This window comes from Adlercreutzia mucosicola DSM 19490 (genome assembly GCF_000422625.1).
Classification (GTDB): Bacteria; Actinomycetota; Coriobacteriia; order Coriobacteriales; family Eggerthellaceae; genus Adlercreutzia; species Adlercreutzia mucosicola.
In genome coordinates, this window is record NZ_AUGK01000006.1 from 177,781 (window position 1) to 192,229 (window position 14,449).

Below are 14,449 nucleotides of genomic sequence, written 5' to 3' on the forward strand. Positions count from 1 at the left end.
GGGCCGGCCTCGGGGATGCGTGCGGGTCGCGCGGTGGCGGGCCGGGGCGGCCTTGAAGTGCCCCGGCGCCTTGACTCAGTGGTCGTTCATGTTGAAGGCGTTCTTCATGGCCACGGTGCGCTGGTCGAGCACGGTGCCCAGCAGGGAGCGGGTCTGGGCCTGCACCGAGTCTGCGAGGGCTTGGTTGGCGGCGGCCAGTTCCGCCTGCACCGCTGCGTCGTCCATGGCGTCCAGGTTCATCGTGCCCTCTTTGGCCAGCGCCATAAGCTTCGCGTCGGTCTCATGCAGCATCTGGTAACCCTGGGCCATGGTGTTCAGACGGTAGCCCTGGATGGGCTCGTAGCTCTCGAAGAACTGCGGGTCGGCGAGGCCGGCCACGAGGCGGTTGTTCCAATAGAGGCTGTCGGTCGTGACCGCGGTGGGCGTGTCCAGGTACGCCGGCATGGTCGTCACGTTCGCGTACATCGCCACGGCGGTGTTGAAGGGGCCGGACGCCGGTGCGAACCAGTGCACGCCGCGCAGGGCCACGGGCACATTCGGGCGGATGCAGAGCACCGAGCACTCAGAGGTGCGGTCGATGCCCACGTAGCGGTACTGGTGGCGCGTCTCGGGCGTGCCCTTGGTGCCGTAGGGGTCGTACTCGGTGCCGTCGTAGGTGGTGGCGAGCAGGTCCTTCACGTCGGAGGCGGACAGCTTCTTATCGGGGCGCAGGGCCCAGGGGATGTCAAGGCTCTCGGGGCCGAAGGCGGGCGCTGCGCCCTGGAAGCGGGGGTCGGAGGGGGTCAGGCGACGGCAGAGGTACCACTTGCGCGGGGCGTTGTAGAGCTGGTCGAGCCAGGTATAAGTGGAAAACGCGATGCGGGCGTTGAAGTAGCGCGGCAGCCCCTGTACGGTCTCGCCTGTGTCTCCCTCGTGGGCCGGCATGTCCATCAGCAGGTCGTGATCGCGGATCCACTGGGCCAAGTCGGCGCTGCACATGTAGTCGTGCTGCTCGCCCAGGGCATCGGCCAAATCGAAGTGATCGATGCCCTGGCGGTTCGGCTGCACCACGTAGCAGTCGTCGGGCACGCGGCGGGCGATCCAATGGTGGCCGCCGATGTTCTCCCAGTACCACACGTCGTCGGCATCGCCGAAGGCCACGCCGTTGGTCTCGTAGGTGCCGTACTTTTCCACCAGCATGCCCAGCCGCTGCACGCCCTCCCGGGCGCTATGGATGTAGGGCAGGGTGATGGTGGGCAGGTTCTCCTCGCCGATGCCGCCGGGCGCTTCGGGCTTGTAGTCGGCGTCACCCGGCTTGCCCTGGGCCGGCTGGTATGCCACGAGCGGATCGGCGCCGAGCACCCGGGCGTTGGCGGAGATGGTCTCAGTGGCCGACATGGACACGTTCGCTGCGTTGATGCCGGTCTCGGCCCACACGCCGTTCGAGAGATCGGCGTGGGGCGTGCAGGTGTAGCGCAGGGGATTGTCGGGCAGCTCGATGGTGAGGTGGTTGGCCACGCCGGTGTAGGTGCGCGGCTGGTCCTCGGGGTTCACGACGACGAGCTTCTTCGGGTCGAACGAGAAATCTTCGCCGTCCTCGTTGCGGGCGACGATGGTGGAGCCGTCATTGGTGGCGAGGCGGCCGACGAGCAGGGTGGTGCATGCCATGGTATCTCCTCGGTTGGGGGCTTTTGTTGCTGTCCCCCATGGTGTGCCCGCCGCAACCGGGCCCGGCGGCTCGCGGCAAACTTGTTCGGAGACCGTTGCCAGATGGCTGCGCCGCCGATAGGGAAGGGAAAGAGGGGTGGGGCCGCTCGAGCGCGGCGCCGGGATGCGAGGGGAACTCGGAAGCGCCGCGTTCTAAGCGCGCTCGGCCTCGGGGGCGAAGGGGATCGGATCGGGGTGGGCCTTCTCCTCGTCGAGGTACTTCAGGCTGTGGGAGTTGAGGGCCCACAAGGTGATGAGCATCCAGCAGCCGGCCAGCCCGAGGGCGGCAGCCGACACGCCCAGGCCCTCTACCGCGAGCGAGGTGGCGAACACGGCCACGGGGGCAGCGGCCAGGGTAAGGGAGTTCTGGGTCCCCAGGGCGCTTCCACGGTTCTCGGCCGGAATGCGGTCGAAGATGAAGAAGCCGAGCAGGGCTGAGATGGGGCCGGCAGACAGGCCCAGGACGAGGGCGCTAGCGATGAGCAGCGGGAACGCGGGCAGAAGGCCCAGGCCCAGGATTCCCGAGGCCATGCCGGCGAGCGACAGGACGTACCAGGTGCGGCGGCGCAGCTTGTGGGCCATGGCCGCGTAGCCCAGCGAGCTGGCGAGCATGCCGGCGGACATGGCCGACAGCACGTAGCCGAGCAGCTCCGGTGTCTGGGCGGCGGTGAAGTGCACGGGCAGCACGAGGCCCTGGAGCGATCCCATCACCATGACCACGCCGAAGCTGATGAACATCGAGGAGCGCAGCAAGGTGTCGCTGGCGAATAGCACGCGCACTCCGTCGCGCAGGGCGTGCCACGCGCCGGATACCAGGCCGCGCGGCGGCTGGCTGCTGGCGGGGGCGGTCGCGGAGGCATCGGCGGCCGCGCCGTGCACAGCACCGAGGGAGCGAGGCAGAGTGAGGGTAACAAGGGCTGCGGCCAGCGACATGGCGGCGGTGAACCACAGGGCGTTCACGCTGCCCACGAACCCCATGAGGAAGGCGGCCAGGGCCGGCCCCACGATGACCACGAGGGAATCGAGGGATTGGGTCAGTCCCATGAACTTCTGCAGGCTGTGATTATCGCGCTCGCACACGGCCGGCACGAGGGAGTCGCGGGCGGTCATGCCGGGGATGTCGCCGATGGCGCCCAGAAGGCCGAGGGCGACGAACCATCCGAAGGACAAGCCCCAGATCATATCAACGATGGGCAGGAGGGCCACACTGGCCGCCGATAGGATGTCGGAGACGATGGACACATTGCGGCGGTTGAAGCGGTCGGTGAGCGCCCCACCGATGAGGCCGATGAGGAACTGGGGCACGGCGCAGATGAGCGCCAGCGTGCCGGCGGCCAGGGCATCGCCGGTGGTGGCGAGCAGCACGAGCGGCAGGATGACGCCGGCCACGGAGTTGCCGAGTAGCGAGCACGCGCAGGACAGCAGGTAGCGCGGGGCGACCTTGCGGGGACGATGGGGCGGTCGGGCTGTGCGGGCCACGGGGGCGGCGAGGGACATGCGGGGGCCTTTCTCGAAGGGGCAGGTGCGTTCGAGGGTCAGTAAAAACTATGACGCAGCGTCGGGGTCAAACGTTCCCATGAAGGAGTTGTGAAGAGAGCGGGGCGGGGAGGGCCGCGCCCTGCTCTCCTTCCGGCCTCTTGGGCGATCCCCAAACGCCTTTTGTTCCAGCTGGGCCGGCAGGGGTCGGGTAACGCGGCGCGCGGGTCTCTACGCGCTGCGGGGCGCGGCGCTGCCGGCTTCGGTGGTGCCGTCGGCCCGCTCTGCGCGTACGCGCTCGGCCATGATGCCCTCGATGCCCCGCTCGATGCGGTCGTAGACGTCTTGCTGGGCTGGGTTGTTCCCCTCGAAGGCGATTTCGCCCAAGAATCGCTCCCGGTCGGTGGAGGGGCGCAGCCAGTTGGCCGTGTCGAAGCAGGCGATGACGGGGGCCAGGGTCTCGAGGGACTCGTCGACGAGGGCGGCCCGCTCAAGCTCGGGGGCATCGGGCGCGAGGGCGCCTAGGCGCTCGTCGAGTTGTTCCAGGGCCTGCACCAGGTTCTCATTGGCAATGCACTCGATGACGCGCTCCAATTCGCCGAGCTCATCGTCGTCGTAGAGGTGACCGGCAACGATGAGGGCGGTGCGGTCGGCGGGGCTCGCGTCGGTGAGCGTGTTGACGCCCGGCAGCATGCGCAAGATGCGGGCGAAGCGCACAGGCAGATCGGGATCGAGGTTCTCGGCGCGCAGCTCGGCGATGGTGCGACGCTGCTCTTGCAGGCGCTCGATTTCTAGAGCCAGTTTGCGGTCGAGCTCTTCCAGGGCGCCGAGCGACGACGGGGCGGTATCGGTCGCGGTCTCCTCGCCGTTGGCACATCTCTTCGGCGCGTCTAGCTCTTCGAGGACGGTGCCGATGCAGGCGAGGGGAAAGCCTAGGGAGGCCAGGCGCTTGATGCGCAGGACGCGGGCCAGGTCGGCGGCGCTGTAGTCGCGGTAGTCGTTCTCGGAGCGCGCCGGTTCGGGCAGCACTCCCATCTGGTGGTAGTGCCGCAGCGTGCGCACGGTCACCCCGGCCAATTTCGCCACCTCGTTGCTGCGCATAGCCCTTCCTTTCGAACGTGGGCCCATCATACTCTTCAAAGACCGAGGGGCTTTGCACTCTCGCAACCTCCACAACTGGGGCGCGGCACAGCGCTCGGGGCGAGCGGGATGCAGTCAGCCCTCCAACCCCTGTTCGGGTGTCTCCTGCAGGGCGCTCCTCGAGGAGCCCGAACGGTCGCTGCTCCTTACGGAAGATCGCAGGGCTGGCGGCCCTCGAAGCCGTTCGGATGAGTGGAAAGCGAGACGGAAGCGGGGGAGGGGACGGCTTCCGTCTCGCTGAAAAGGGAATGGCTACCGAGCGGCCACCTGGCGTCCGCACAGCATGCCGAAGGTGACGCAGCGGCCGGCGTTCAGGCCAGCGGCCAGGTTCGGGTAGGTGCCGTTGTAGTAGTTGCCCGAGTCGTTGCCGATAACGTAGAGCCCCTCGATGGGCGCATTGTCGGCATCGAGCGCCTGGAAACGCGTGTTGATCTTGATGCCGTCAAGGGTGGCCAGCGCCATGCCCGACAGCTTGCAGGCATAGAACGGTGCCGTGCGAATCTCGGAGAGACGGAATGCCTCCTTGCCGTACTGGCTATCGTTTTGGGTGTCGTAGAAGCCGTTGTACTGCTCTACCGTGGCGAGGAAGGTCTCCTTGTTGATGCCGAAGGCATCGGCAAGCTCTTCCAGTGTGTCGGCCTTCACGATCTTACCCTCTTCCACGAGCGCTTCGATGATGGCCGCAGTGCCTTCGATGCCCTCGGGGTCCATCTGGTTGGTGCCCTCGCCTTTGATCAGGCCCGAGCAGCCGATGGTGTGGAAGCGCTCGATATCAGTCGGCCAGTTGGCGTCCCAGATATCGAACCAGGCGCGCTGGCTGGATTTACGCGCCAGGGCGTGGATGAGGAAGTCGTAGGGCGACGATTCGTTGGTGATGCGCTCGCCCTCGATGTCTACCTTCAGGAAGGGCTGGGTGGCCATGTGGAAGTAGCCGAAGTCCATGGCAAAGGGATCGCCGGGCAGCTGATCGGGGCGCATGATGCCGCGGTCGAACACCATGGAGGTAGGGTTCTCGTCCTTGACGGCGCCCGCCCACAGACACGCTTTGATGCCCTGGCCCTGGGCGTTGAAGTTGCCGAAGGGCACCACGCCGCACAGACCGCGGGCGTTTTCGGCCTGAAGGGCCATGTACATGTCGGGGTTGTTCGCGTAGCCGCCCGTGGCCACGATGACGCCCTTGGAGGCGTTGATGCGCAGGTAGGTGGCGCCGTCGTCAGTGGAAGCGTAGGCGCCCACTACCTTGTCGCCTTCTTTGATGAGGCATTCAAGGCTGGTGAGATAGCGCAGCTCGGCGGTGGGCTGGGCGAGGAAGTTGCCCTCGATCTGAGCGTAGGTGACGCCCTCTCCGCTGGCCTCGTCCTTGCCCATCTTGCCGTTGTCGAGCATGGCACCATGGCCGGTGGGCCAGCATTTGTAGCGCGTCTCTTCGGCGGGCATGCTCCACTCCAGGTCGATCTTGCACAGGTCGACGCCATCAGTGAGGTCGCAGTACCAGTCCACCGCCTCGGCGGAATGGGCGGCCCACAGCTGGTAGAGATCCATGTTGGCGTTGTTCAGGGAGTAGTGCGCTAGATCGTTGCAGATCTCCTGGGGGTCAATGGTTACTCCGGCCTCCTTTTGCTTGCGCGAGCCCACTGCGCCGATGGCCGAGCCGCGCAGGCCCGTGCCCTTGTCGAACTTCTCGATGAGCAGCGTGTGCGCCCCCTCCATGGCGGCAAAGTTGGCGGCGACCAAACCCGAGCAGCCAGCCCCAACGACGAGCACCTCGGTGTCGATAGTCTCGGCGCAGTCGGTGTCGGTGATGGCGGGGGGTTCGCCGAGCCATGCGGGAACGTCGGCGGTGCCCTCGGTGGGGGCGGGTGCATCGGCGGCGTTCCCGCCCGTGGCGGCGACGGGCTGGCCCTGAGGCGCGCAGCCGGCCAATCCCAGGGCGGCCGCTGCGCTGGCGGCGAAGGTGCCGGTAATAAAGTGGCGGCGACTGAGCGATTTATCGATGGTCATGGGTATCCCTTCCTTCTCTTGTGCGGTTCCCAGCGATGGGAACGACTCTCGAACCCGCTCTCAGTGTGCCCCACTTCGAGGCAGTGGGCTATCGTGCTATTCAGGGATTTTTGCGTTTTGGCAGGTCATTGCCATCCCCTCTTTCACGTGAGTTGCTATCTTTGCTCGGGTCGGTACAATGGGATTGCGGATGAAGGGAGGGGGCCAACCATGTTTCCGTGGGTACAATCGCTGGATCAGTTCTTTCGGCAGGCGCGTCTGCGCTACCTGGGCCTGGGGCTTCTCATTGCGTGGGTTTACGGGTCGTGGTTCTCCGACGGCATCTTTCTTCCCGGTAGCCCCCAGTCGGCGGCTACCTTGCAGGTTTCTCTGCTGTTTTCCGCTATTGGTCTGCTGATCCTGGCGTTTCGCCCTCATCGGCGCACGCCCTTGACGCCTCTGGTGGTGCTGGCGGCTGCCATTGTGGTATCGACGACCACCCTGCTGTTTTTCGTGGCCCCTGTTGGTGCAGCGCTATTGGCCATAAGCGCCTTGGGCGGTGTGGCTTCGGCGGTGCTATGGATCGCCTGGGGCGAGTTGTTCTGCCAAGTGGACTTGGAGATCACCGAGGCTTGCATTCCGGCATCGCTCGGCGTATTCGTCGGGGCGGTGTTGCTCACGTATCTGCTGCCTCATCCTTTTTCGGGGATATTGGCGGCCTTGTTTCCCCTGGCGTCTAGCTTGATGCTGCTGCTCTGCAAAAACGGGCAGCCGCCTCAGTTCTCCTTCCCTGAGCCCGTCGAGCCTTTCGCCGATGTGCTGCCGTCGCTGGTGAAGCTGGCATCCTGCTCCATGGTGTGCAGCATTGCCACGGGATGTGTGGTGACGAGCTTGCCGTCTGACGCTCTGACCATGATGGGAATGGATTCGGGCGGTATTCTCTTCTATGTGGCCGGAGGCACTCTGGCGGGGCTCATTGCCGTGTTCGCCATCGCGCACACGAGCCGCATGAGCTTCTCGTTTCTCTACGAGTGGGCTATTCCCCTGATCGTGTTCTCGCTCTCGCTGCGCGCTCTGAGCTCGGGGTGGAGTGAGGTGCTTGCTTCGGTGTTGGCCTGTACGGCCGCCCTGTATGTGGAGGTACTCTTCTTCGCCATCTTTGCGCGCATCACGGCGAAGGGGCTGTGCCTGCCGAGCGAGACATTCGGCATCTTTCGCGCCCTGGTGCAGCTGGGTTTTCTGGGAGGGGCTGTGCTGGGGGCCTCGTTTTCACTTCAATGGGGATTGCCGCTATATCTGGCCCTGATCTGTTTGTGTGTGGTGATGCTGCCCCTGTTTCTGCACCTGCAAGAGCGTTTCGAGGAGTCGCGGATGCGCTGGGGCGCGATCGAGATGGCCGTGGTGTCCCTGGGCGACATCGATGTCGGAGAAAGGGGCGAGCGGGGGAGCGTAGAGTGCTGCGCGGTTGTAGAGGAGCCGTCGGCGTCGGAGCCAGTCGACTATGTGGAGAGGATGGCCGAGACGTTCAAGCTGTCGCCGCGTGAACAGGAAGTGCTGCGCTATCTGGGGCGCGGGCGGTCAGTCCCCTATATGCGCGAAGCGATGACCATCTCTAAAAGCACCATAGAGACTCACATCAAGCATATCTACGCTAAGGCCGATGTGCATTCCAAACAGGAGCTGATCGACCTTATCGAGTCCTACCAGAGCGCCAATGGGGATGAGGAGGCGGCTACTCGGGTCTAGGTCCTCCCCGAGGGGGTGACCGTATAGGAGTCGGCCGCCTGGTCGTATGAAAGCCCGTTGCACGGTCGCGATCGTAGGGAAAAATGAAGAAGAAACCTCTTTACAAGAACAAATGTACTTATATAATGAGATAAAACAAATGTTCTAAAGGTTGGGTACATCCCTAACTTCCCTGTTTGGAGGACAGCCATCCGATGTGAAGGAGGCTGTCATGGCTGCGTTTTCCTGCTTTCTTTGATGCGGCGTCCTCGACGTTTTCGCCACGTTTCTCTGGGGTCCTTGAGAAACGGTTCGCTGCACATTACAATTTCGTTTAACGAAAGTAGGGATAACTATGATCGAGATGATGGTTCATTCGCATGTGCTCACCCCGCCGATGGAAAACGCGATACGAGAACTCGGTCTTGCAAGGAGGAAATAATTATGAAAAAGGCCGCTGCGGGACTTGAGAAGACGTTCGACGTTACAGCCGAGCAAATTGCCGAATGGGACGAGATGGTCGTTCGGGGGGATATCCCGGGCGTGCCAGTCGGCGAGGTCGTTGTCGGGCGACCGCTGAAATTCGGTGAGCATTTGAAGCTTGTGGGCTTCAAGGAGACCGAGCTTAAAATCGAGCAGATGGACGAGCGGGCGAACAGTCTGGGTATGAGACGATCCGATTATCTGCGTTGGCTCGTCGATAGGGATCTTGCGGCGGCTGGCGTTGCCTAAGCGAGGAAGGGTGGGAAACATGATGGAAGAGAGCGAGCGTTTGGCGCGGTTTGAGGCGGTGCTGGCCGATTGGGCGGCGGAGTGGGAGTCGGTGACCGCGACCCTGGAGGCCCTGCGCGCCCAAGGCAAAACGCGTACTGCTACCTACCAGCAGCTCACGGCCCGTAAGCTGACGTTGAAGTCGATGCTGGCCCCCTTTGAAGAGCGAGGTCTCCTGTGAGCACGTCGGCCGATAATCGGAGTGAAACGGGGGCGATGTCATCGTTTTCGGAGCCGGTGCGGGAATGGTTCTCGGGGGCTTTCGGGGTGCCCACGACGGTGCAGGCGCGGGCTTGGGACGCCATCGCCCGTGGCGATAACGCGCTTGTGATCGCGCCGACGGGCTCGGGTAAGACGCTGGCGGCGTTTCTGTGGGCCATCGATGACCTCATGGCCGAGAAGGCGCGTGCGACCGAGGCCGGGGAGAAGTGGCTCCGGGGCGTGCGCGTGCTGTACGTGTCGCCCCTGAAGGCGCTCGGTGCCGATGTGGATCGCAACTTGCAGGGGCCGCTTGCGGCTATTACCGAGCTGGCCTGCGTGCGGGCGGCTGCCGCTGGGGCATCCTCCTTCGAGGTGCGCACCGCTATGCGCACCGGCGACACCACTTCCGAGGAGCGCCGCAAGATCGTGCGCAACCCACCGGATATCCTCATCACGACGCCCGAGTCGCTTTACCTCATGCTCACCTCGGCGGCGCGCGAGGTGCTGCGCACCGTGGAAACGGTTATCGTGGACGAGGTGCACGCCCTGGCCGGCGATAAGCGCGGAGCGCATCTGTCGCTCTCGCTGGAGCGGCTGGACGATCTGCTGGAGCAGCCGGCCCAGCGCATCGGACTGTCGGCTACGGTGCGCCCCCGCGACGAGATCGCCCGCTTTCTCGGCGGCGCACAGCCTGTTACGGTGGTGGCCGCCGAAGCGCCGCCCAGCCTTGATCTCTCGGTGCGGGTTCCCGTACGTGACCTGACTGCGGTGCCCGCTTTCGATGGCTTCAAGGGGGCCGGCGACGGTACCGCACACTTGGGCGGCGGCCCGCGGCGTGCCGCTGTCGAGACCGCGTGGAAGTCGGATCGCGCTCTGCGCGCTGTTATGGCCGACGGCTCCGCCCCCGCGGCCCATCCCGACAGTCGCGTAGGCATGGCCTCTATCTGGCCGCACATCGAGGCGGCTATTCTGGACGAGGTGCTGAATCATCGGTCCACTATCGTGTTCGTGAATTCTCGCGGCCTATGCGAGCGGTTGACGGCGCGGTTGAATGAGCTGTATGCCAAGCGTATGGGCCTGGATGTGACCCGATCGGAGCCGGCTGGCTATTGGAGCGATGTGGGGAGTGCCGGCGGCGATGGTGGCTCCGAAGGCGCGGTGCCACCATCGGTAGCCGCCGGCCTCCGCGGCATCCCCACGGGAGCCGACGCCATGCGCACGGTCCCGGGTGCGGGCTTCCGCTCGGATATCGGCTCGACCACGGCCCTCGTTACCACTCCCTCGGTGGTCATCGCCAAGGCTCACCACGGCTCGGTTTCCAAGGAGAAGCGCTTGCAGGTGGAGCGGGAACTGAAGGCCGGCGAGCTGCCCTGCGTGGTGGCCACCTCCAGCCTGGAGCTCGGCATCGACATGGGCTCCATCGATCTGGTGCTCCAGGTGGCCGCGCCACCGTCGGTAGCGAGTGGGCTTCAGCGGGTGGGTCGTGCGAACCACCAGGTGGGCGGCCGCTCCCAGGGCATCATCTATCCGCGCACGCGCGTTGAGGTGCTGGATGCGGCCGTGATGGCCGAGGGCATGGCGGCCGGCGCCATCGAGAACACCCATATGGTGCGCAACGCCTTGGATGTACTGGCCCAGCAGACGGTGGCCGCCGTGGCCATGGCCCCCGATGGGCTGTCTGCCGATCAGTGGCTTGCCTGCGTGCGGCGTTCGGCCTGCTACGCCGATCTGGGGTGCCGTTCCTTCGAGGGAGTGCTCGACATGCTCGCCGGCCGCTACGGGTCGGGGGAGGTGGCCGAGTTCGCCCCGCGCATCCTGTGGGATCGCGAAACGGGCCTCTTGAAGCCGCGGTCCGGCTCCCAACGCCTGGCAGTCACTGCGGCGGGCACCATTCCCGACCGCGGCATGTTCTCGGTGGTGCTGCCCGAGGGCGACGCGAAGCAAGGGCGGCGCCGGGTGGGCGAGCTGGATGAGGAGATGGTGATGGAGTCGCGGGTGGGCGATATCATCGCCCTGGGCACCAGCACCTGGCGCATTCAGGAAATCAGCTCCGATCGCGTTATCGTGGAGCCGGCGCCCGGTCGTGCCGCCCGTCTGCCTTTCTGGCATGGTGAGGCGATCGGCCGCCCCTACGAGACGGGCCGTGCCCGTGGAGCCCTGGTGCGGGCCCTGGACGCGGCTCTTGCACAGGTTGCAGCGTCTTCCGATAGGGGCGGCGGTGACGGCGGCAGCGCTTCCCTGCCGAGACCGGCCGATGAGGCGGCTGCGGTTCTAGCGGCAATCGTTCCTCCAGCGCTGAACGAGGACGCGCGGCGCAATCTGGGGGCGCTCATGGTGGCCCAGCGAGAGTGCACGGGCGCGGTGCCCACGGATCGGCGGCTTGTGGTGGAGCAGTGCACCGACGAGACGGGGGACTGGCGGGTCATCCTGCATTCCCCCTTCGGGCGCCGGGTGCACGAGCCCTGGGCTCTGGCCGTGGCCCATCGCATCACCACCACGCTGGGTTTCGATCCTCAAGTCTCGGCGGCCGATGACGGCATCCTGCTCCGCGTACCCCTCGGTGAAGATTCTCTGCCCGGCCCCGAACTATTCCTCTTCGATCCCGATGAGCTGGAGGCCATCGTGCGCGAGCGCGTGGGCTTCACGGCTCTCTTTGCCGCCCGCTTCCGCGAATGCGCGGCCCGGGCCCTGCTCATGACGCCCACGGCTCCGGGCAAGCGAGCGCCTCTGTGGCAGCAGCGAATGCGCGGTGGCCAGCTGCTGGAGGCCGCGCGCCAGGAAGAAGATTTCCCCATCATCCTGGAGGCCATGCGCGAATGTCTGCAGGACGTGTTCGATCTGCCGGCCCTGCGCGAGGTGATGACCGGGCTTGCGGCCGAGACCATCAAGATCAGCGAGGTGCGCACTCTGGTGCCGTCGCCCTTCGCGGCACCGCTTGTGTTCGGATACCTGGGCGAGCATCTCTACGAGGGCGATTTGCCCCATGCGGAGCGCCAGGCATCGCTGCTCGCGGTGGACCCGGCCCTGCTCAGCGAGCTGTTGGGCACTGGCGCGGTGGAAGAGATGCTGGATAAGGCCGTGGTGGCCCGGGTTCTCGCCGAGCTGCAGCGCACGGCAGCGGGCTGGCAGGTGCGCGGCGCCGAGGGCGTGGCCGACCTTTTGCGTGAGCTGGGCCCTCTGACGGTGGACGATATCGCCGCGCGCACGGTGCCGGCCGGTGCGGCGAAAGCCAAGGTGCCGCTCGATGATGCCAGTGGCGCGTCGGTGGCGGGGGATGCCGCGGTGCCTTCGTCGGCAGGCGTCCTTGTCGAGGGAGACGAGGCGGTCTGCGGCGATGTTCCCGTGGAGCCTGCTATAGAACCGGCGGCCGTCAGGGCGCTTTTGGAGCAGCTGGAGACCGAGCATCGGGCGTTCCCGGCGTTGATCGGTGGGGAAGAGCGCTGGGCCGCCGCCGATGACGGAGCACGGCTGCGGGCGGTGCTGGGCTTGGCGGTGCCCTCTTGGGCCGCGCCGCTGCCGGCAGCCGAGGAGGGGGCCGCACCGCTGTCCTCGGCCGCCACATCGGCAACCGCTTCCGAAGCAGCTTCCTTGGGTGCCGTGGCCGCCAAGCCCCTCGACGGCCTGGTGGCGCGCTTCGCCCGCACCCATACGCTGTTCGACGCCGAAGCTGTGGCGGCGGGGCTGGGAATCGGTCCGGCGTTGGTGTCGGACTCGCTGGAGCGGATGGTCGCCGAAGGGCGCCTCGTGCGCCTCGGCCATGACCGCTGGGTCGATGCGGGGGTACTGCGCCGCTTGCGCTCCCGCTCGCTGGCCCGGGCTCGCGAGGCCGTGCGCCCTGTGAGCTCTGACGTCTACCTGCGCTTTCTCCTACAGCGTCAGGCCATTGCCGCGGCTGATGAGCCGCCGTTGGCGGGCGTCGACGGTGTGGCTCAGGTGATCGCCCAGTTCGAGGGCGCCTACCTGCCCATGGCCCAGTGGGAGTCCACGGTGCTGCCCCTGCGCGTGCCCGATTATCGTCCCGCTATGCTGGACGAGCTGATCGCGAGCGGAGAGGTGCTGTGGGCCGCCTCAACGGTGGGGGACGATCGTCTAGTGGCGTTCTTTCCTACCGATTCGCCTCTGGCGCCCCTGCCCGTGGACGAGGCCGTGGGAGTGGCTGCGCCCTGTGTGTCTGAGCCGGGGGGATGGTCGACATCGCCGGCGGCGTTGGGGAGAGACCCGAAAGAAAAGAGGGGGGCAGGCGCCTCGCTCCCATCGAGCTTTTCCGAAGAGGATGCCGCGCCGGTCTTGCCCGAGGTGGTGCGCCAAGCGCTCGTGGCACGGGGGCCGGTGACCTTCCGCGCTCTGGTTGACGAGGTGGCGCGACGCACGGAGCCCTCCGTGGCCAGTGAGCGTGCTGTGGCCGAGGCGTTGCAGGGGCTCGTGTGGGCCGGGGCGGCTACCAACGATGGCCTCGGATTTCCACGGGCGGGCGGCCTGGTGGCCATGGCGCCCGCGTCTCGCAGCGGGGGTCAGGAGCCGCCGCCCTCGCGTCGTCGGGTGAGTAGCCGGCGCGGGCACTCGCTGCGTTCCGGGATGCGCGCCCAGGCGCGGGCCACGGTGGCGGCGCGCCAAGGTGCGGCGATGGCTTTCGACGCCGCTCTGGCCGGTCGCTGGTCGGCGTTGGCGCCGACGACCCAAAGCTCTACCGTACAGGCCGTGGCGCTGGTGGAGTCGCTGCTCGATCGCTACGGCATGGTCACGCGCGACATCGCTCTGGCTGCGGGGGTGCCCGGGGGTCTCTCAACTCTGTATCCGGTGCTGCGTGCTATGGAGGACGCCGGCGAGCTGACGCGCGGCATGTTCGTCGACGGTATGGGTCCCGCTCAGTTCGCCGCCTGCGAGACCGTCGAGGCTTTGCGCGCCTTCGCCGACGTTTCCGACGCCTCCGTCACTTCCGATGACGCCGCCGCCCCGACCGATGCCCCGCTGACGTCGTCTCGACTCTCGGCGACCTCCACCTTTGTTGCGCTTCCCGCCGACGACCCGGCCTGCCTGTTGGGTGCGGGCATTCCCTGGCCTGAGGTAGCCTGGGAGGCGGCAGGCGATGCCCCAGCCGTGGACGCGGCTCTGGTGGCGGCGAAGCCGAATCGCCGCGAGGGCGCTTTGGTGGTGCTGGCCGATGGTGTGCCCGTCTTATGGGCGGCTCCGCGACTGAAGTCGCTCCTGGCGTTCGCGGCCGACGAGGCCGTTCTGGCCACCGCGACCGAGGCGCTGGTGAAAGCGGTGCGCACGGCGCTGAAGCGGGAAGGCTCGTCGGCTGCTCGCCGCAAGATCATCGTGACCTATTTCAACGGCCGCGATGTGCTGGCCACGCCCGCTGCTGCGTGGCTCCAGGAAGAGGGTCTTGTGCGCCTGCCCGACGGCCTGCGCCTCTACACGAGCCCCTTTTAGGTGTCGATCGTCCATCAGCGCGACGCGTGCCGGGCTG

At 66.4% G+C, this 14,449-nt stretch carries 8 protein-coding genes; 4 read left to right on the top strand and 4 right to left on the bottom strand.

From position 1 onward, the window contains the following. Positions 1–75: 75 nt before the first annotated feature. The 4 genes from G503_RS0104915 to G503_RS0104930 form a co-directional block, all read right to left on the bottom strand. A complete protein-coding gene (locus G503_RS0104915) occupies positions 76–1,647 on the bottom strand; it encodes a C69 family dipeptidase (RefSeq protein ID WP_028026700.1) in 1,572 nt (523 codons plus the stop codon). A 192-nt stretch (positions 1,648–1,839) separates the two neighbouring features. Then, positions 1,840–3,183: an MFS transporter gene (locus G503_RS0104920; RefSeq protein ID WP_051190937.1), complete on the bottom strand. Its 1,344-nt coding sequence runs from the start codon at positions 3,181–3,183 to the stop codon at positions 1,840–1,842. 210 nt (positions 3,184–3,393) lie between these two features. Then, the gene (locus G503_RS0104925) at positions 3,394–4,263 is read right to left on the bottom strand and encodes a MerR family transcriptional regulator (RefSeq protein WP_028026702.1); all 870 of its coding nucleotides are present in this window, start codon (positions 4,261–4,263) and stop codon (positions 3,394–3,396) included. Positions 4,264–4,554: 291 nt separating this feature from the next. Next, positions 4,555–6,303, bottom strand: coding sequence for an FAD-dependent oxidoreductase (locus tag G503_RS0104930; protein WP_028026703.1), 1,749 nt, complete (start codon positions 6,301–6,303; stop codon positions 4,555–4,557). A gap of 210 nt (positions 6,304–6,513) precedes the next feature. Here G503_RS0104930 and G503_RS0104935 point away from each other — a divergent pair, with 210 nt between their 5' ends. The 4 genes from G503_RS0104935 (at position 6,514) to G503_RS0104950 (ending at position 14,412) form a co-directional block, all read left to right on the top strand. Then, complete coding sequence (locus G503_RS0104935; protein WP_028026704.1) at positions 6,514–8,028, top strand: LuxR family transcriptional regulator; 1,515 nt, start codon at positions 6,514–6,516, stop codon at positions 8,026–8,028. Positions 8,029–8,451: 423 nt separating this feature from the next. Continuing rightward, positions 8,452–8,739: a hypothetical protein gene (locus tag G503_RS0104940; protein WP_028026705.1), complete on the top strand. Its 288-nt coding sequence runs from the start codon at positions 8,452–8,454 to the stop codon at positions 8,737–8,739. 19 nt (positions 8,740–8,758) lie between these two features. After that, positions 8,759–8,959 (top strand): hypothetical protein, encoded by a 201-nt coding sequence (locus tag G503_RS0104945; RefSeq protein WP_051190938.1) that lies wholly within the window; start codon positions 8,759–8,761, stop codon positions 8,957–8,959. A 35-nt stretch (positions 8,960–8,994) separates the two neighbouring features. Further along, positions 8,995–14,412 (top strand): DEAD/DEAH box helicase, encoded by a 5,418-nt coding sequence (locus tag G503_RS0104950; protein ID WP_028026707.1) that lies wholly within the window; start codon positions 8,995–8,997, stop codon positions 14,410–14,412. The last annotated feature ends 37 nt before the right edge of the window (positions 14,413–14,449 follow it).